Annotated in this window: 15 protein-coding genes; 6 read left to right on the top strand and 9 right to left on the bottom strand. The window is 44.2% G+C overall.

All coding sequences use genetic code 11. The features are described from left to right. Window positions 1-142: 142 nt before the first annotated feature. Complete coding sequence (gene lrp / locus N646_RS00765; RefSeq protein ID WP_005378234.1) at window positions 143-637, bottom strand: leucine-responsive transcriptional regulator Lrp; 495 nt, start codon at window positions 635-637, stop codon at window positions 143-145. Window positions 638-793: 156 nt separating this feature from the next. On the opposite strand from lrp, the gene ald reads away from it, so the two are divergent. Further along, window positions 794-1,918, top strand: a complete 1,125-nt coding sequence (gene ald, locus N646_RS00760; RefSeq protein ID WP_005378241.1) for an alanine dehydrogenase — start codon at window positions 794-796, stop codon at window positions 1,916-1,918. 93 nt (window positions 1,919-2,011) lie between these two features. On the opposite strand, the gene N646_RS00755 is transcribed toward ald, so the two are convergent. Then, a complete protein-coding gene (locus N646_RS00755; protein ID WP_017634951.1) occupies window positions 2,012-3,208 on the bottom strand; it encodes a methyltransferase in 1,197 nt (398 codons plus the stop codon). A 53-nt stretch (window positions 3,209-3,261) separates the two neighbouring features. After that, complete coding sequence (gene cysB / locus N646_RS00750) at window positions 3,262-4,236, bottom strand: HTH-type transcriptional regulator CysB (RefSeq protein WP_005388967.1); 975 nt, start codon at window positions 4,234-4,236, stop codon at window positions 3,262-3,264. Window positions 4,237-4,549: 313 nt separating this feature from the next. Between cysB and N646_RS00745 the strand changes: the two genes are divergently transcribed. Together N646_RS00745 and miaE are read left to right on the top strand one after the other, a co-directional pair. Then, window positions 4,550-5,314 (top strand): hypothetical protein, encoded by a 765-nt coding sequence (locus N646_RS00745; RefSeq protein ID WP_005378247.1) that lies wholly within the window; start codon window positions 4,550-4,552, stop codon window positions 5,312-5,314. Between the two features lie 97 nt (window positions 5,315-5,411). After that, window positions 5,412-6,182 (top strand): tRNA isopentenyl-2-thiomethyl-A-37 hydroxylase MiaE, encoded by a 771-nt coding sequence (miaE, locus tag N646_RS00740; protein WP_005388968.1) that lies wholly within the window; start codon window positions 5,412-5,414, stop codon window positions 6,180-6,182. Window positions 6,183-6,307: 125 nt separating this feature from the next. Here the strand turns inward: miaE and N646_RS00735 are convergent, their stop codons facing one another. Together N646_RS00735 and N646_RS00730 are read right to left on the bottom strand one after the other, a co-directional pair. Then, window positions 6,308-7,936, bottom strand: a complete 1,629-nt coding sequence (locus N646_RS00735; protein WP_021033818.1) for a methyl-accepting chemotaxis protein — start codon at window positions 7,934-7,936, stop codon at window positions 6,308-6,310. A 155-nt stretch (window positions 7,937-8,091) separates the two neighbouring features. After that, window positions 8,092-8,358 carry a hypothetical protein gene (locus N646_RS00730; RefSeq protein ID WP_017634954.1) on the bottom strand — a complete coding sequence of 89 codons (267 nt, stop codon included), beginning with the start codon at window positions 8,356-8,358 and terminating at the stop codon, window positions 8,092-8,094. Between the two features lie 291 nt (window positions 8,359-8,649). Between N646_RS00730 and N646_RS00725 the strand changes: the two genes are divergently transcribed. Both N646_RS00725 and N646_RS00720 read left to right on the top strand, forming a co-directional pair. Then, entirely contained in the window at window positions 8,650-9,978 is a 1,329-nt protein-coding gene (locus N646_RS00725; protein WP_017820060.1) for a sphingomyelin phosphodiesterase, read from the top strand. Further along, a complete protein-coding gene (locus N646_RS00720) occupies window positions 9,975-10,943 on the top strand; it encodes a hypothetical protein (protein WP_017820059.1) in 969 nt (322 codons plus the stop codon). Before N646_RS00725 ends, N646_RS00720 begins: the two co-directional genes overlap by 4 nt. 71 nt (window positions 10,944-11,014) lie before the next feature. On the opposite strand, the gene trpS is transcribed toward N646_RS00720, so the two are convergent. After that, entirely contained in the window at window positions 11,015-12,037 is a 1,023-nt protein-coding gene (trpS, locus tag N646_RS00715) for a tryptophan--tRNA ligase (RefSeq protein ID WP_017820058.1), read from the bottom strand. A 601-nt stretch (window positions 12,038-12,638) separates the two neighbouring features. Between trpS and N646_RS00710 the strand changes: the two genes are divergently transcribed. Continuing rightward, window positions 12,639-13,595: an AEC family transporter gene (locus N646_RS00710; RefSeq protein WP_005388415.1), complete on the top strand. Its 957-nt coding sequence runs from the start codon at window positions 12,639-12,641 to the stop codon at window positions 13,593-13,595. 44 nt (window positions 13,596-13,639) lie between these two features. On the opposite strand, the gene N646_RS00705 is transcribed toward N646_RS00710, so the two are convergent. The 3 genes from N646_RS00705 to N646_RS00695 all read right to left on the bottom strand — a co-directional run bounded on the left by N646_RS00705 (window position 13,640) and on the right by N646_RS00695 (window position 18,586). Then, entirely contained in the window at window positions 13,640-14,095 is a 456-nt protein-coding gene (locus N646_RS00705; protein ID WP_017820057.1) for a MarR family winged helix-turn-helix transcriptional regulator, read from the bottom strand. A 187-nt stretch (window positions 14,096-14,282) separates the two neighbouring features. Continuing rightward, complete coding sequence (locus tag N646_RS00700; protein WP_005378264.1) at window positions 14,283-17,444, bottom strand: efflux RND transporter permease subunit; 3,162 nt, start codon at window positions 17,442-17,444, stop codon at window positions 14,283-14,285. 2 nt (window positions 17,445-17,446) lie between these two features. Continuing rightward, window positions 17,447-18,586 carry an efflux RND transporter periplasmic adaptor subunit gene (locus N646_RS00695; RefSeq protein ID WP_017635040.1) on the bottom strand — a complete coding sequence of 380 codons (1,140 nt, stop codon included), beginning with the start codon at window positions 18,584-18,586 and terminating at the stop codon, window positions 17,447-17,449. Between the last annotated feature and the right edge of the window lie 308 nt (window positions 18,587-18,894).

Below are 18,894 nucleotides of genomic sequence, written 5' to 3'. Positions count from 1 at the left end.
GAATATGGAAATGAAATAGGAAATTGCAAAACATTCCGAGCGGCATCAAGCCGCTCGGTAAATTGATTTAACCATATCAAGGAGAAAAACCCAATTACTCTCTGGCGAAAGCGGAAGCATATACCGCTTTCTTTGCAAGAAATTAACGAGTTTTGATCACAAGCTGGTTAGATTGTTTCACTTCTTCCATAACAACGTATGTGCGAGTGTCATTTACGCCAGGTAGACGTAGTAACGTATCGCCCAATAGTCGGCGGTAAGCACCCATATCTGATACACGGGTTTTAAGAAGATAGTCAAAGTCACCTGAAACAAGATGACACTCTTGTATGTCGTCTAGCTTTTGAACAGCTGAGTTAAACTGCTCAAACACATCCGGCGCACCACGGTTTAGCGTAATCTCAACGAATACTAATAGTGATGCATCCAGGAACTGCGGATTCAATAATGCAGTATACCCTGTGATATAACCCTGACGCTCTAAGCGACGTACACGCTCCAAACATGGCGTTGGAGAAAGTCCCACACGTTTTGAAAGCTCAACGTTTGAAATACGACCGTCTTTCTGCAGCTCATTAAGAATGTTGCGGTCGATACGGTCTAGTTCCTTGGACGGCTTTTTATAGTTGTCTGCCATTTTTTATTCCACCTTATTACTTCCTTGCAAAAAAATATACTACAACTTTTTAATATTTGGTGCCAAATTTTACAAATCTATAACTATACTAGTTATTAATTCGACAATAACACCCTACTAACAGTTAATACAACCATTATAGAAAGAGGATACAGGATGATCATTGGCGTACCTAAGGAAATCAAGAATCACGAATATCGTGTTGGTATGATCCCAGCTAGCGTGAGAGAACTCATCTCACATGGTCACCAAGTTTTAGTTGAGACCAATGCAGGTGCCGGCATTGGTTTTTCAGACGATGATTACATCGCTGTCGGCGCATCCATTCTCCCTCATGCTGCTGACGTATTTGCGCAAGCAGACATGATTGTAAAAGTAAAAGAACCCCAAGCAGTAGAGAGAGCAATGCTCCGCGAAGGGCAAATTTTATTTACTTATTTACACCTAGCACCAGATTTTCCACAAACTGATGAGCTAATCAAGAGCAAAGCTGTCTGTATAGCCTATGAGACTGTAACAGATAATATGGGTCGTTTGCCACTGTTAGCACCAATGTCAGAAGTGGCAGGTCGGATGTCTATCCAAGCTGGTGCGCAAACGTTGGAAAAATCGCACGGCGGTCGTGGTCTGCTCCTAGGCGGCGTACCTGGTGTTGAACCTGCAAAAGTCGTTATCGTTGGTGGTGGCGTTGTTGGTGCAAACGCTGCTCGTATGGCGGTTGGCCTTCGCGCTGACGTCACTATTCTAGACCGTAACGTAGACACACTTCGTAAGCTTGACGAAGAATTCCAAGGTCGCGCAAAAGTGGTTTATTCTACTGAAGACGCTATCGAGAAGCATGTTCTAGAAGCGGACCTTGTTATCGGTGCCGTTCTAATTCCTGGCGCAGCAGCACCTAAACTGGTCACTAAAGAGCACATTGCTAAGATGAAGCCTGGTGCAGCAGTGGTTGACGTGGCAATTGACCAAGGCGGTTGTTTCGAAACTTCACACGCGACAACTCACGCAGATCCAACTTACATCGTTGATGAAGTGGTTCACTACTGTGTAGCAAATATGCCTGGCGCAGTTGCTCGCACTTCAACATTTGCACTCAACAACGCTACGCTTCCATACATCGTGAAGTTAGCAAATAAAGGCTACCGCGAAGCACTTCTAGAAGACAAAGGCTTCCTTGAAGGTCTAAACGTTATTCACGGAAAAGTAACATGTAAAGAAGTAGCAGAAAGCTTTGACTTGGAATACGTTGAACCAACTCAAGCTATCGCTATGTTTAATTAATGACAAAATAAAACATAACTTGTCACGTTTTGTTTACAAAAGCCCACTCATAAGTGGGCTTTTTCATATAGAGCGTTTGGCTATAAAGAATAACTAAATCTTATATGCACAAATTAAAATATTTCTAGGTGTGACCGATTTAGGGCAAAACTCTGACAATCTAACACGGTAACCACGTTCTTCAAGATAAAGCACTTTGTCTAATGCGAGCCAGATCTCCAACGGACGTTGAAAAACAAGTTGCACTAAGCTCATTCTCTCCATTTGCCAGAAGCGTTGTTCGCTTAACTTTTCAAAATGAGAGAAATCGATTTCTTGAGGAAGAACAATGCCTTTTTGCTCCGCTGCCCAGCGACATAAAGATTCAAAACCATCACTTAATTGCGACTTACGGATACTCGGCACAGGCTGATACTCTGCCATTCCCAAAGCTTGTCGCGTGATCAAATCAAACCCAAGACGAAACATCATTTCCTGCTGACGATGACGACGCACGCGCTCTCCTCCTGTCACCGTTTGTTGTAATGGGATACGCAGTTCTTGCTTAGACAATGAGAGAGAAGAAGCCCTGCCCGATTCCGACATCGGCTGGTATTGTTCCGACTGAATCAAGTGGTAACAACAAGGTGATATGGTCATCGCAGCAATCCCATTTTCACTGCCGTACTGCATTAGACGAGCGTGAAGGTCACCGCATGCATGCAGTGCTACTGCGTGTTGCGTTGGCTTAAACACGGCTTTCGCTTTGCTATCAAACGCGTCGCCTTGAATAAACGTCATCTTCCAATGATGTTCATTGGCTGCTTGTTGCCCCGAATCGCACAGTGCTTGTTGGTATTCAAAGCTGGTTACAGGCTGATCGGTTTGCGTTGTCAGGATTCGCCCCAAGTAACCTTTACCTGAGCACCATTCTAGCCATTCTTCGCCACAGTGTTGTTGAATTGCAGCTTCACCCATCGAGCTAATTTGCTCCAACTTACGTCCCGGAATACCGTTATCTAAACCACGAGCGAGTTCCAAGCCGTTTAACGACAAAAGCTCTAAATGAGTCAGTTCTGCGAGTTGTTCAAGCTCAGGCAAAAACGGACTAAGTGCTTTTAACGCGAGTTCTGGTGCTGCTTTGTATTCTTCGATTTGAGAGGGAGTAAGAGACGCTAGCCATTGGCACAGTCGAGGATGTTGCTCCTGCCAAGGTAATGATGTGTGAATGCTGCTTTTAAAAGGCTCGAATCGCCACAAAGATTGGTTTTCGATTAAGCAGTCATTAATAAACTGAAATTGCGTTTTCATAGCTCCCCCTACAACGAGCGCATTGTAGAGGGAATCGAAACATCAATGAAGTGTTATCTCACCGGAAGCTCGATGTCTTTAAACATCTCTTCGATTTCTGCATTAGACTTCAACGAAATCGCCTGCTCAACCACTGGACGCGTTAAGTGCGGTGCAAAACGCTCCATAAAATCGAACATGTAAGAGCGTAAGAATGTACCACGGCGGAAGCCGATGCTCGTGGTGCTCGCGCCAAACAAATGGCTCGCATCTATTGCAACCAAGTCACCGTCCTGCTCTTCATCCACAGCCATGCTTGCAATCACACCCACACCAATACCCATACGAACGTAAGTTTTAATGACGTCTGCATCAGTTGCCGTGAACACCACTCGCGGGGTTAAACCTTCGCGGTTGAATGCTGTATCCAGCTCTGAACGACCAGTAAAACCGAACACGTAAGTGACTAATGGGTAAGCGGCAAGATCACTGATCGTTACTTTGTCTTTCTTCGCTAGTGGGTGGTCTTTAGGCACAACTATTGAACGATTCCAGTGATAACAAGGCAGCATGATGGCATCTTGATATAAGTGAAGAGCTTCTGTCGCAATCGCAAAATTCGCAGTGCCTTTAGCTATCGCCTCAGACATTTGTGACGGTGTACCTTGGTGCATGTGTAACGACACTTTTGGATAACGAGAAGTAAAACCTTTGATGACATCTGGCAGTGCATAACGAGCCTGCGTATGTGTCGTGGTGATATTCAGCGTCCCCATTTCTGGATGGGTGTGCTCTCCAGCCACCGCTTTGATACTTTCTACACGAGCGAGAATTTCTTGAGAGATACGTACAATTTCTTCTCCAGCTGGCGTCACTTGCGTTAAGTGCTTACCGCTACGTTCAAAAATCTGAATACCTAACTCATCTTCCAGCAACCGAACCTGTTTACTAATACCTGGCTGAGAGGTATATAAGCTTTCCGCCGTTGCAGATACATTCAGATTATGGTTTACAACCTCAACAATATACTTCAGCTGCTGCAGTTTCATCGTAATCCCTTACTTATTCATGAGAGAGTTTATTGGCCACTCAAGCGAGCGATATAATAATTAGTTATAACGCGTTCAAATCGAAATGAACAGCAATTTCTAACTTATACCTCAATCACATACTAATAATCTTCAAGCAAGAAACAATATGCACAAAGTTGAGCCAATAAATGACCGAAGTTCTATGATGTGACTTCTATCAGTAACTAAAACGTGGGAGAGACAAAATAATCAAACAAATAAGGTGCCGAGTAAGATAAGATTCATGTATTCTTTAACGCTAGCCGCAGAAAAGTAAAGCAGACGCAAAGATATGAATATTGGTTTAATAATCGCTTTGGTAGCCATCCTACTGGTGTTAATCCTAGGCTATAACATTATGTTGCAATATAAGGTTAAAGTTGAAACCGCAAAAAGGCAGGAATCAGCGCGATATGTAGCCTTGATAGATGGTACTGAAGAGTTGATTGGTCATGCGCACCATATCCCTTTTAGTAAAGAGCTGTTGCTGTGTCTAAACAATCGTATTCTTGACGCGCTAGAGAGCATGCATGAGCTGGACCCGAAGAACAAGCAACTTGCTCAACGTATCGAAAATATGAAGCAGCAGATTACGCAGCTAAAAGAGAATGGTCCTACTGGCGAGAGTACCACTTTCAAGATGCCGAGTAGTGATAAACAAGCTATCGTCATGCTTAAGCTGGTTAAACGACTTCGCGACACTATCCGTAACGAGCACAACAAAGGCCGATTGGATACCCAGACTTACGTCACTGAAAATGCGCGCTTGGAAACGATGCAAATTCGCATCAACATTGAAAATGTCATCAAAAGAGCAAACGACTCTATCGCTCGTGGCCAACCAGGCACCGCGCTTCAACTGCTGCGTAAAGGTATCGATGCTTTGAGCACTAAGAGCGATCCTTATTCTATTCAAGCGAAACAAAAGCTTGAAGAGATGTTGGGTGACTTAGATAAAAAGCGCCAAGATAAAAGCGATGCTGAAATGCAGCAGATTGCTGACAAAGAGCGTGACAATGACATGGAAGCACTCTTCGGCGAGAAGAAAAAGTGGTAACATTCACTTCAGGTCAAGAAAGGCTGCAATTGCAGCCTTTTTTCTATCCGCAAGACAACGGATATGCCCAATAAAAATGTGAAGTACTAAAACTAAAATGATGAATCTAGACGCCTATCAAGATCTTCTTGCTCCCATTAACCAATTTCTGCAATGCAGTACACCTGATGAATGGGTAGAGGAAGCAAAGAAACCAGAGAACCTTCAAACCATTTTGTTAGACCACCTACTGTGCGAACTAAAAGCTGGCCAATCTGCCATGTTTTTAATTCGTAAGTATGCCGTTGACCAATCCAGTTCACATGCTCTACTTGACTGGTTTAAGCCCTACGAAGATTTTGCTTACCGTAACGTAGGCTCATTGGAAACTTTAAAAGGCAAGAGCAATATTTCTAAGTCAATCATGGCTAAGTCCGACTCACCATACAGCCAAGATTTGATCGATAAGATGGTGCTTTTGATAAAAGAGGAGTTACACCACTTTTATCAAGTTTTAGAGATCATGGAAAGTCGTGGAATTGAGTACAAAAATATTCCAGCAAGTCGTTATGCTAAAGGACTGATTTCGCATATGAAGACTCATGAGCCGGAAACGCTGATCGATAAACTCATCATTGGTGCGTACATCGAAGCCCGATCTTGTGAGCGTTTTGCCAAACTAGCACCACATATGGATGACGATATCGCAAAGTTCTACATTTCTTTATTACGTTCAGAAGCACGCCATTACCAGGATTATCTTGTATTAGCGGAGCAAATCGCAGGCAAAGATATCAGCGAGCGCATCGCCTACTTTGGACGTATAGAGGCAGATTTAATTTCTACGCCAGATACAGATTTTAAGTTTCACAGTGGTATTCCAGCCTAGCGAGCATATTCTCCCAAGGTTGAGCATACTCTGAACTTATATAGACAGAGAATAAATAAGCCGGACATTTCGTCCGGCTTATTTATTGTAGCAATGAGGTTAGGAATAAAGCTGAAACACAACAACTAGAGCTGGAATGAACCCATTCGAGTTTTCAAGTTGTGCGCTAGGCTACTAATCTGCTGACAAGCCACAGCCGTTTGTGAAGCTCCCTCAGCCATCTCTGTTGAAGCACTATTAATATGCTCCACGCTGCGATTCAGCTCTTCGGATACAGAATTCTGCTCACTGCACGCCGTTGCGATTTGTGTGCTCATTTGCGCTATGTTATCGACAGAATGTTCAATTTCTTTTATCTGGCTATCAGCATCATTAACTTGCTCAACACACTGAGAAATACCCTCCTGACAATCACGGCTTGAATGCCCTATTTTACTGCTGCTCTCTTGTAGTTGATTAACAATTTCCACAATTTGTGAAGTGGAGTCTTGAGTGCGTTGCGCCAGAGAACGAACCTCATCTGCCACAACAGCAAACCCACGTCCTTGTTCACCAGCCCGAGCGGCTTCAATTGCGGCGTTCAGTGCTAACAAGTTTGTTTGCTCGGCAATCCCGCGGATCACATCTACGACCACATTGATATTGTTTGAGCTCGATTCAAGCTCACGTGCCAGTTCATCTGATTCTTGGATCGTATGTGATACACGCTCAATTACTGCGATAGTTTGTTGTAACGTCACCGTTCCTTGCTTTGCCACTTCCGCAGCCGAATAAGCAGAGGTTGCGCCAACTTCGGTATTTTGTGCCACTTCACTTACAGCAGCTTGCATTTCTGTCATCGCAGAAGCCACCGAGCTAAGTTCAATTTGTTGATTTTGCATACCAGAGGCGGTCTGAGAAGAAATAGCACTCACTTCCTCTACTGCTGCCGTTAGCTGAATCGTTGAGTCATTAATCTCAGAAACCAACGAATGTAAGTTTGTTTGCATACCGACAAGCTCTTTGAGCAGCGTTCCTAACTCGTCTTTGCTCAATTCGCTTTCGTCGATTTGATTATTCAATTGACCCTTGGCGATTTTGGAAGCGAATTCCAATGCTCGATCAACAGGCCCGCAGATGACTCGAGAAAGCAGCATGGCAGACATTACCATGACCAATGCGACGACAAGCGCACCAACAGCAGCGCTGTATTGTGTAAATGCCGCTTCACTTTGTACTTCTTCACCAATCAAATTCACCAACTCATCGTTCAACGCGAGGGTATCATCCAAGCTGCTCAACGCTTTTGAGTAGGTATCGAAACTCGATAAAATCACATCATTTGCACTTTCAGCATCACCTTGGCTTAGCAGTGCGTTGTAAGTCTTCGTTTCTTTGATGTATTGATTCCAAGTTTCTTTAAAAACGCTAAAGGACTGCGTTTCACGCTTATTAAGGTCGAGCTTTTCGTATTCTGCAATACCAGCCTGCACATCAGAACGCCATTGGTCGAGGCCTTTTAACCACTCACCAATTTTGGGGTGATTTGCGTTTGGCAATAAAGAGAACTCATCTTTACGCACTTTAGTAATATCAACTTGGATACCTTTCAAAATCGCAACAGAAGGTAAACTTTTATCTGTTAACACTGAAATGTCTTTATTCAGTGTTAACAAACCTTGCACCAACATTACTGACACTAAACCAAACACGGCAAAAACGGTTAAATAACTAACCGATATTTTCTTTACGACACTTAAGTCTTTAATACGCATGCACTCTCTCCCCGCAGCCTTTCCAAACCTCTCACTTAAGTGAAAGCTTAACCTCTAAAACACACTGTTTTTTGCGCTCGATATCATTGAACGCTCTTATATATATCGGCTTGAGAGATCAAATCTTGACCAGTAATTGATAGTTTTATCACATGCTATTTTAGAGATAGGCTCGCATGCTCCGTATTGTGTCTACATCTTTTCATGAGCGCTTCTCGGCGCAGATCCAAGATCTCATCGATGAGCTTTTCTTTCGCATTTATCCCAAAATGCTGGGCATAATTTTTTACTTTTGCTATCTCATTAGGTTGCAAGCGGTACACCTCTTTCTTTAAACGCGCTTCTGCTTCACTTCTAATCAAACCTTGCTCTTGTAACAATTTAATGATGGTTTCATCGGTTGGATTTACTGCTCTAGCCATGGTGCTCCATCTATCAATTTGAGTTCTAGCCATATGGCTAGATGAATGACGCCGCACAACTTATAGAGCAAAGATGACAGCTTGATTGCAGTGAATGCAATTCGTTGACTGTTGGTATTATTTTCCACCGCTTCAACGGCCACACACTCAATACCTCCACCCTCACCATTGAATAAAGATCACATTCTGATAACAATTTTCAGCACTGGCTTAGATGTCATCCATATTTAACGTGCAAGTAACATTTATAAACAAGAATGATTGCTCTAGTTCAAATGATGGAAAAATAAGATGAAATTTTCGCAGTGGAGCCTTTTATTAAGTAGCTTGATAGCGTTACCCAGCATTGCAGATACCGACGTTTACCTAACGAATAACTCTGATCAACCGTTAACTATTCAAGTAAAACATGAAGGTAGTGATTTGCTTCAATACGGAGACGAGTGGCAACAACATGTGCAGGTACTTGGTCCGTGGGAAACTAAATCTGTATTAAGCTTCAACCGCTGGGAGGGCGTGAAATCAAATCAAACTTACCGTTTTGAAACGGTGGTTTCTAGCCCCGAAGGTGAAAGCATAACACTCAATCAAATAATGGAAGGCCATTGGTACAATTCGACCATTGAATACGGCTTATCCGCAGCCGATGTCGAGTTATCTCTCAAAGATGATCGTAACATTCATCGTGCCAACACTAAAGCTTTTGGTACGAGAGAAACCGAACTGGCATTTAAGTCAGACAGTACCGCTCGATATGATGATCTTTACTACACCATCACGCCAAGCAAGGTAGCGGAGTCTGTCGACAGCGAAGAACAAAACCTTAAGTTGATGACTTATAACATCTGGGCGTTGACGGCTATTGCATCGCACATTGGAGATCGTTACGAACTGATTCCTCAACATGTAAAAGGTTACGATGTTTTGGCGCTGCAAGAGGTGTTTGCCAGCGGTCGTGAAGCATTCTTACGTGAGTTAGCCAAGGAATATCCTTACCAAACAAAGATGTTAGATAAAGAAGGCGTTAATATTCATGATGGTGGCGTAATCATAGTTAGTCGCTACCCTATCGTGAATGAAGCGCAATATGTCTTTCCCGATTGCTCTGGTACAGACTGCTTTGCCGATAAAGGCGTAAATTATGCGGAAATAATTAAAGGTGGTCAGGCTTACCATGTGTTTGCTACCCATACCGCATCTTTCGATACAGACACCGCCCGTGAGTATCGTCAGCGCCAGTTCAAACAAATCCGCGCACTCGCCCAATCTCTTAACATTCCTTCAAGCGAAACTGTGGTATACAGCGGCGACTTTAACGTAAACAAAAGAAAGTTCCCTGGTGACTACCAACAAATGATCGCTAACTTAAGCGCCATAGAGCCTCAGTACTCTGGTTACACGGAGTCAACCTTTGATCCCCGTATCAATAACTTCGCAGGTGAAGCATTATCAGGTGGCGAAAACGTGGAATACCTTGACTATGTTATGGTGAGTAGTGAATACGGGGTGAAATCATTCAATGACAACCGTGTAGACGTGCCGCGCACAACCGCAGAGAGTTTATGGAAACACTATAACCTTTCTGACCATTTCCCAGTAAGCGCAACAATCAAGCCATGAAGAAAATCGCTTTGATAATCATGTCCGCCATTATGGCGGGCATGATATTTTTAACTTTCAGTCACGATGTTCAAAAAGAAGAGCTCGCTTCCTCTCCTTTCCCTAAGACAAAAAATCAGAGTGTCTCCAGTACATCACCACAAACAAGCAGCATCGTGCCCGATACAGATACTTCACCACAAACAACTAAGCTCCCTTCCACAGTTCAAATAACGACTGAGCGATTAACTCAACTCAAAGGCAGGAAACTTGTCGCTGAACTTGAGACGTTTTGGCATGAGTGTATGTTGAACCGTAGTTGTGAAGAGCAGATCGCCTTGTTTGAGGCGCATTTATCTTCAGCTCGATTCCAGCTTTTGGCGAACTACCCTCAGCTCAGCAGCCAATGGCAAGAGAGTGTAGGAAATTTGTTATTTGATGAGCAACAATCACTGGCGTCGCGTGTTGCACAGCTGAAGAACGAAGCAAGAAGCATCTGGGGGGAATTGGCTGATGTTGTTTTTGCGGATGAGTTCGCGCTGTACGATTTCAACTTAGAAGCCCAAAAGCTGGACACTCAAAGCCCAGATAACTTTTTGCGAGCTTTCGAGCAACTCACCATTGACTGGCAAGAACATGCAGATGCTATCGGGCTAACAAGCAACCAGGAAAAATATGAGCGTGCGGTCACCCTGATTCCTAATAGTATGAGCCTACCAGATCGCTTGGCGATCATCGCAGAGCTAGAACGAGCTTACTTAACGAAAGAAGAAAGTAAAAACATTCATGCTCGTCAGCAGCAAATTACAGAGCAAAAAAAACAAGTCAAAGATTACCAACAAGCATTACAACAACTTGAGTCCAAGCTAAGAACGCAAAGAGCCTCTAGCCATTCACATTTGTCAGAACCGGAATGGCAAAGCTATTACCAACAAGAAGTCGCGGATTTTCGTCGTGTTTTTTTTCTTCTTAACAATGCGCTTTGACTGACTGGGAACTTAAAAAGGCACGTTGCTAACCAGTCGTCGTGCCTTATGTTCAACTCTCTACTTTTAATTCAGAACAAATTTAAACCAAATACATCTTTCACATCAAATAGCACTTTTTCGGTTTTCTCGCGAGAACGCTCACTACCTTGTTTTAAAATATCAATCAGCTGCGCTTTATCATTCAAATACATAGCGCTCTTTTCTCGAATAGGGCGAAGCATCTCTTGTAAGCATTCTTCTAACACTTTCTTGGTCAAACCATCACCTAACCCACCTCGTCGATAATGGTCTTTTAGCTGTTCGACATAATTTTTATCAGGATGAAAAGCATCGAGGTAGATGAATACAATATTCCCTTCGACTTGGCCAGGGTCCTCAATTTTCAGATGATTGGGATCGGTATACATAGATTTCACCGCCGCAGAAATCTCCTTTTCAGACGTCCCTAGGTTGATTGCATTCCCCATGCTTTTAGACATCTTATTTTTGCCATCAGTACTCGGCAAACGAGGTGCATCACTAAGTAATGGACGGCATTCCCTAAGAACCTCTTTTCCACCCAGGTGGTTTATTTTTCTCACGATTTCATTAGTTTGCTCTAACATCGGCAGCTGGTCATCACCCACTGGTACTAGCGTCGCATGAAACCCCGTAATATCAGCAGCTTGAGAAATTGGATACGTTAAAAAGCCTGCGGGAATAGAGCGTTCAAAGCCTTTACTTTGAATCTCATTTTTAACCGTGGGGTTTCGCTCTAATCGTGCGATAGAAACAAGATTACTGTAATACATTGTCAACTCGGCTAACGCTGGAATTTGAGACTGCAACGTGATCGTAGTTTGAGCGGGGTTGATACCAACAGCCAAATAATCTGCAACGACATTGAGAATATTAGAGGATACCTTTGATGGGTTATGCGCGTTATCCGTCAGCCCTTGCATGTCCGCAACCAAGCTCGTTTGCTCGTGCTCCGTTTGCAATTTGACTCGTTGTTGCAATGAACCAATATAGTGCCCGAGGTGTAATGGACCTGTTGCTCGATCTCCGGTAAGTATAATTTCACGCTGAGATGTATTTTTATGGGTATTCATATTTGTCTCCAAGTAATTAATAGATCGCTACTGGAGATAAAAAGATCAAACACTCTTAGCTACCATCCAGCAGCTTAAGAATGTAAGTATTCCGCGCCGCTCTATTTAGAGCGCCACCAAGAGAAGGTTGTTAATGAAGGGCGAACGTGTATTTTCATGTTTTTTAAACTAACAGCACATACCGCAGAACTCAATCTGTTTTGTACTGAATTAGAGTGAGTGTTCCAACAGCCAATTAAGAGGATTACATTGGTAAAGACATCGCAATGACCAAAACCGCACCAAATACCGAACCAGAGACAAACGCACACAGTACAGTTTTGTTGTGTTTCCTTTTCATTGATGAACTCCTATCCATAACTACGATGACCAGCCCTCACATCTAATACGCATGTGGATGCATCACGACAACGAGTTAATCAACATATCGCACGTAGGACCAGTACCGCTTTGTTAAATTGGGACCTCGTCCATAACTTGGAGTGTAAATGACTCCGGAACCTACAACAGAAGAAAATTTCATCACGTTACTGTCCTACCCTCCGGGTTTGTGGCTTAATAGGCAACAGGAACACTTTTTTCTTTTGCTGCGGATACTTACATGGAAGCTGTTTTACATCAGTTGCAATTCTCTTTGTCGATAACCGGACCTATCTGTTTGATGTTGGTACTTGGCGTTCTTTTTAAGCGCTTTGGTCTAATCAACGATAATTTTATCGAAGTAGGCTCTAAACTGGTGTTTCAAGTTACCTTGCCTGCAATGTTATTTGTCAGCATTGTGGCTTCAGAACACGACTTTTCCGCGGCAAGTGGATTCGTCAATTTCGGCGTCATCGCTAGTATTTCGTTTTTCATTTTCACCTATCTTTCCGTCAAACTTCTATTCAAAGCATCGCCTGACCAAGGCGTTCTCATCCAAGGTGGGTTCCGAGCAAATACAGGTATTATTGGTATCGCTTACGTTGCCAATGCGTATGGTTCTCAAGGTGTGGCGTTAGCGGCTCTCTATGTCGCGGTCACCACATTTATTTATAACGTCCAAGCGGTAATTTGCTTATCTCCCAAAGGAGCAACGTCTGCCTCGCAAGCAGCAAAGATGATGGGCCGAACACTGACTAGGAATCCACTCATAATCTCCATTGTTCTAGGAATGGCTTTTTATTTACTCGCTATTCCAGTACCGAATGTGGTTATTGACGCAGGAGACTACTTGTCCAAAATGACATTGCCTTTGGCGCTGTTGTGTACGGGTGGCTCACTTGACTTTAGCTTGATGAGAAAAGAGAAAGGTCCATCTTGGTTTGCGAGCAGTTACAAGCTCATCGTAGCGCCAGTCATCATCACCATGGGAGCTTACTTAGTAGGATTTCGAGGAATTGAGCTAGGTATTCTTTTCTTTATGAACGCCTCTCCAGTCGCTGCTGCCAGCTATGTCATGGCGCGCTCCATGGGAGGCAATGCCACGTTAGCTGCAAATATCATCGCACTCACTACGGTGCTTTCTACCGTGACCTGTACGTTGGGCATCCTATTTCTTAAGTTCTACAACTTAATATAATTGGCCAGCGATAAAATAAAGACGCTAGACGGCATTGATGTAAGTTACTGGTCGTGATTCGCAAAAGTGAGCTTTCTTACCAGACGAAAAAATTCAGTCGCTTCAGATTCCGACAAACAAGAAAAAAACTCTTTCTGTAAATTCGTCATGATTTGATGAACTTGCTTTAAAGCATTTGCCCCCTCTTTTGTCATGCTTAGCATTTTAAGGCGCTGATTCGATTTACTTTTAGAAACTTGAACAAACCCTCTCTTTTCCAGATTGTCCACCATCCGCTTTGCTACACTTCGCTCAGTTCGAACCGCATCAGCTAACGCTTGCTGGCTCATAGGCTGAAATTCTTCTAAAGCGGCCAGTGCACTTGCCATTTCTAGTGTCATCAAATTTTGCCGAGAGAGCTCAGCTTGGGCACGATTGCGGTACATGCGCTGCATCACACCACAAACAAACATAGGGCTTTGATCCAAAACGGAAATTGGGGAAACTTTCTGATCTTTCATCGTCGTTTTTCTTCTTTAGGCTTCCATTCGGTCGAAAAGGCTGTGCTGATACTGCACACAACACGCCGTCTTTCAGGCTCGCGTCATAGACGGTAACCACCAAGTGAAAACATAAAATAAAGAGCGCCGAAGCGCCCTTTAATCGTGTTTATTATCACTAGTATAACTCAGTTAAAACAACCAAGTCCTACTCGCTTTGCTGAGTGGGTTTAGTGCTGGTCTCAGACAACTCTGCCTCCGACTCTTTTCTCGCACGTCGATCAAACAATCGCTCAACCACTACAAAGAAGATTGGGACGAAGAATATACCCAATATCGTGGCACTGATCATGCCACCAAGTACGCCGGTACCCACTGCGTTTTGACCTGCTGATCCCACACCTGAACTAATAGCTAGTGGTACCACACCCAAACCAAAAGCAAGCGATGTCATGATAATTGGGCGCAGACGAACGCGAACAGCATGTAAGGTTGCTTCGATAAGCCCAGCGCCTTTCTCATAGTAGTCCTTTGCAAACTCAACAATCAGAATGGCGTTTTTGGTTGCCAAGCCGACCGTCGTTAATAAGCTCACCTGGAAGAACACATCGTTATCCATACTGCGCGTCATTACCGCAAGCACAGCACCAAGCACACCAAGAGGAACAACTAACACCACGGCGAAAGGTACTGACCAACTTTCATACAAAGCGGCAAGAACTAAGAATACGACGAGGATAGATAGCGCATATAGCATCGGCGCTTGGTTTCCGGAAAGGCGCTCTTCATACGAAATACCATTCCAGTTCACCGTGAAACCTTCTGGTAGCTTTTCTACCATTGCTTCAATTTCTTCCATGGCTTCACCAGTACTTACACCAGGAGCTGCACCGCCTTGAATATTCATTGCTGGCAAACCATCAAAGCGCTGCAAAAGAGGAGAACCATATGTCCACTCACCACTCGCAAAAGCAGAGAAAGGCACCATCTCTCCCTTAGCGTTGCGTACGTACCATGAATCGAAGTCTTTTGGCTGCATGCGGTATTCCGCATCACTTTGCACCATCACTTTCTTCACACGACCGCGGTCAATATAATCGTTAATGTAAGCCCCGCCCCATGCAGCTGACAGGATTTGGTTTACGTCATTGATACTGACATCCAAAGCACGAAGTTTGACGTGGTCAATGTTCACTTTGTACATTGGCGCATCTGCCTGACCGTTTGGACGAACACCGACAAGTTTCGGGTTTTGTGCTGCCATGCCCAGAAGTTGCCCTTGAGCCGCAACTAATGCATCGTGCCCTTTATTCAACGAGTCTTGGAGATAGAAATCGAAACCTGTCGAGTTACCTAGCTCTTGAATCGCTGGAGGGGCGAACGCAAACACCAAAGCTTCTTTAATGGTAGAGAAGTACCCCATCGCTCGGCCCGTAATGGAAGCCGCATCAGCGCCAGGCGCTTCACGCTCAGACCAATCTTTCAGGCCGATAAATGCCATCCCCATGTTTTGGCCTTGACCTGCGAAACTAAAGCCCGCAACAGAGAAGACGGATTTTACATTGTCTTTTTCGTCTACTAGGTAAAAGTCACGCATTTTCTCAAGTGTTTTTTCCGTCTGTTCTTGTGTTGAGTTAGGCGGCAAAATAGCCATTGAGAATACTGTGCCTTGGTCTTCATCTGGCAAAAATGACGTTGGAAGGTTCATAAATAACCAGCCAGCACCTGCACTCATTGCCAAAAATACAACCAACATGCGACCTGTGCGTTTTAGAAGTTTGGCAACGCCGGTTTCATAGCCTGCTGTCATCGCATCAAACTTGCGGTTAAACCAGCCAAAGAAGCCTTTCTTCTCTAGAAGCTCAGCATCGCCTTTTTTCAGCAACGTAGCGCACAATGCCGGAGTCAGAATTATCGCAACCAAAACGGAAAGCGTCATAGCCGCCACAATAGTTATCGAGAACTGACGGTAAATAACCCCGGTAGAACCAGACATAAACGCCATAGGGACGAATACCGCTGAAAGCGTCAACCCCACACCAATCAGGGCACCAGTGATCTGCCCCATCGATTTTTTGGTCGCTTCTTTGGGCTCTAAACCATCTTCATGCATCACACGCTCGACGTTTTCCACCACAACGATGGCATCATCCACCAGCAAACCGATAGCCAGAACCATCGCGAACATGGTTAACGTGTTTACGCTAAATCCAGTCGCGTACAAAATAGCGAAGGTTCCGAGCAATACGACAGGCACTGCGATCGTTGGAATGATCGTCGCACGGAAGTTCTGCAAGAATAGGTACATGATTAAGAACACAAGAAGAATAGCTTCTAATAGCGTTTTAACCACTTCTTGAATCGAGGCTTTGACGAATGGTGTTGTTTCAAATGGGTAAGCAATCTGCAACCCTTCTGGGAACGTTGCACTCAGTTGTTCTAAGCGCTCTTTTACCGCATTGGCTGTCTCAAGCGCGTTTGCGCCAGTACCTAATGAAATACCTAACCCCGATGCTGGGAAGCCATTATATTGGCCTCGAATATCATAACTTTCTGCACCACGCTCAACGCGAGCTACATCTTTCAAATAAACATTCGAACCACTGGCGTCGGACTTAAGAATGATGTCTTGGAACTCTTCTACACTGCTCAAACGACTTGCAGAAGAAATCGTAGCATTCAACAACTGACCCTCCTGCGCAGGTGCCGCACCAAGTTGACCTGAAGAAACTTGCGCGTTCTGTTCACTGATTGCATTTGCTACGTCGATCGCGGTCAAGTTGAATTGCGTAAGCTTAAATGGATCCAGCCAAACTCGCATCGCATACTGCGCACCAAACGCCTGCACTTGTCCTACGCCAGTTACACGACTTATCGGGTCTTGAATATTCGTTACAACAAAGTCGCCGATATCGTTTTCTGTAAAGTCAGGATCTTCAGAATAAACTGCGACAACCATGAGAAATGCCGTATTGGATTTATTGACGACAATACCTTGGTTTTGTACCTCCATCGGCAATGAAGTCAATGCCAATTGCAGTTTGTTCTGCACCTGTACTTGCGCGATATCAGGATCAGCTTCGCTATCAAACGTCAGGGTAATTGTCGCATTACCAAATGCATCACTGCTCGATGATAGGTAGCGAAGGTAATCTAATCCTGTCATGTTTTGCTCGATAACCTGCGTTACCGAGTCTTCAACGGTTTTTGCTGATGCACCTGGATAGCGAGCACTGATGGTGATCGTCGTCGGTGAAATCGTTGGGTATTGCGAGACGGGTAAATTGAATAATGACATTACCCCCGCCAACATCGTTAGAATCGCGAGAACCCAAGCAAATACCGGACGATCGATAAAAAATCGTGCCATGATTACTCCTGTTCACCGTTTTGGATAGTTACCGAACTGCCTGGCCCTACCTTTTGTAAACCGGCGGTAATGACTTTATCACCCGCGTTCAAACCATCAATAATGCGCCATTGGCTATTGATCGCTTCGGCAGTCTTCACTGGTTTCGCTTCCACTTTGTTCTCGCCATTAACCGTCATCACTGTCGCTTTACCTGTCGCATCACGAGATACCGTATTTTGTGGTATTAGAATCGCATCAGGGTCGACACCAGTAATGACCGTCGCACGAACAAACATTCCAGGTAGCAACAAACCGTCAGGGTTTGGGAATTCGGCACGAAGCGTCACGCTGCCCGTACTTTCGTTCACATTGACCTCAGTAAATTTCATTGTGCCTTTGTGTTCGTAAGTGCTGCCATCTTCAAGCATCAATGTAACTTGCGCAGAGTCATCTTCTTGCATATGGCCTTGGGAGAGTGATGCTTTCAAACGCAGCAGTTGCGCGGATGATTGCACAATATCAACATTGATAGGGTCAAGCTGCTGAATGGTCGCTAATTTGGCAGCTTGGTTAGCCGTAACCAACGCACCCGCTGTCACACTCGATTTACCGATCACCCCGCTAATCGGAGCTTTGACTTGCGTATAATCTAAGTTGATTTTTGCTGTGTTGATCTTGGCTTTTGCGACTAGGACCTGCGCTTTCGCTTCTTTGTATGCCGCTTCTGCTTCATCCAAGTCTTGTTGGCTGATGGATTTTTTGGTGATCAAGGTTCTGTAACGCTTCACCGTGGCATAGGTCGACTCTGCCGCAGCTTGCGCACGGATTAATTCCGCTTCAGCGCTCAGCAAATCCGCCTGAAATGATGAATCATCAATTTGATATAGCGACTGTCCTTGTTCAACAAGGCCACCTTCAACAAAATTTCGCTCCGAAATAATGCCAGTGACTTGCGGACGAACTTCTGCTTCTTTGAATGCTCTGCTACGACCCGGCAACTCTACTGTCAATGCTTGGCGCGTTGGCTGCACTGTTAACACTTCTACTTCGGTTACGGGCGCAGGCCCCCCACCTTGGCTCGATCCTTCTTCGCTAGGTTGACATCCAACCACAAAAAGGCTCGACGCAATCAGCAGAGATAGCGTGGTTTTACGTCTCATGAATTTTTCTCTCTTATCTACCGACAAGCCTTCAAGATTCCTTATTAAAAGCTTCTAGAATGACTTAATAATGACTAATGGATGTATATCCAGAACAAATTAATTAGGATGATAAATACCCAGTGTTGTACATACAACAAAATTTACAGTTCTATACGCTTACGAAAAACGTTTATGGTAAAGGTGTTATGAAGTTCTCAAATTTGAAGATTTTGGGTTGGAAATCACATTTTCCTGTGTGCAATTGCAATGGTTAAAAAGCAGCAAAAGTGATGATAAAAGCATCATCACGCTGTACAGAGTTTGTT

Source organism: Vibrio alginolyticus NBRC 15630 = ATCC 17749 (genome assembly GCF_000354175.2).
Classification (GTDB): Bacteria; Pseudomonadota; Gammaproteobacteria; order Enterobacterales; family Vibrionaceae; genus Vibrio; species Vibrio alginolyticus.
The sequence above is the reverse complement of the archived record's forward strand: the minus strand, read 5'-3'. Positions and strand labels throughout refer to the sequence as shown.

Excerpts from the sequence above, each read along its gene's own strand:
- ald (WP_005378241.1), top strand. The coding sequence starts at position 794 with ATGATCATTGGCGTACCTAAGGAAATCAAGAATCACGAATATCGTGTT.
- N646_RS00720 (WP_017820059.1), top strand. The coding sequence starts at position 9,975 with ATGAAGAAAATCGCTTTGATAATCATGTCCGCCATTATGGCGGGCATG.
- lrp (WP_005378234.1), bottom strand. The coding sequence starts at position 637 with ATGGCAGACAACTATAAAAAGCCGTCCAAGGAACTAGACCGTATCGAC.
- miaE (WP_005388968.1), top strand. The coding sequence starts at position 5,412 with ATGATGAATCTAGACGCCTATCAAGATCTTCTTGCTCCCATTAACCAA.
- N646_RS00745 (WP_005378247.1), top strand. The coding sequence starts at position 4,550 with ATGAATATTGGTTTAATAATCGCTTTGGTAGCCATCCTACTGGTGTTA.
- N646_RS00730 (WP_017634954.1), bottom strand. The coding sequence starts at position 8,358 with ATGGCTAGAGCAGTAAATCCAACCGATGAAACCATCATTAAATTGTTA.
- N646_RS00705 (WP_017820057.1), bottom strand. The coding sequence starts at position 14,095 with ATGAAAGATCAGAAAGTTTCCCCAATTTCCGTTTTGGATCAAAGCCCT.
- N646_RS00710 (WP_005388415.1), top strand. The coding sequence starts at position 12,639 with ATGGAAGCTGTTTTACATCAGTTGCAATTCTCTTTGTCGATAACCGGA.
- N646_RS00700 (WP_005378264.1), bottom strand. The coding sequence starts at position 17,444 with ATGGCACGATTTTTTATCGATCGTCCGGTATTTGCTTGGGTTCTCGCG.
- cysB (WP_005388967.1), bottom strand. The coding sequence starts at position 4,236 with ATGAAACTGCAGCAGCTGAAGTATATTGTTGAGGTTGTAAACCATAAT.
- N646_RS00735 (WP_021033818.1), bottom strand. The coding sequence starts at position 7,936 with ATGCGTATTAAAGACTTAAGTGTCGTAAAGAAAATATCGGTTAGTTAT.
- trpS (WP_017820058.1), bottom strand. The coding sequence starts at position 12,037 with ATGAATACCCATAAAAATACATCTCAGCGTGAAATTATACTTACCGGA.
- N646_RS00755 (WP_017634951.1), bottom strand. The coding sequence starts at position 3,208 with ATGAAAACGCAATTTCAGTTTATTAATGACTGCTTAATCGAAAACCAA.
- N646_RS00725 (WP_017820060.1), top strand. The coding sequence starts at position 8,650 with ATGAAATTTTCGCAGTGGAGCCTTTTATTAAGTAGCTTGATAGCGTTA.
- N646_RS00695 (WP_017635040.1), bottom strand. The coding sequence starts at position 18,586 with ATGAGACGTAAAACCACGCTATCTCTGCTGATTGCGTCGAGCCTTTTT.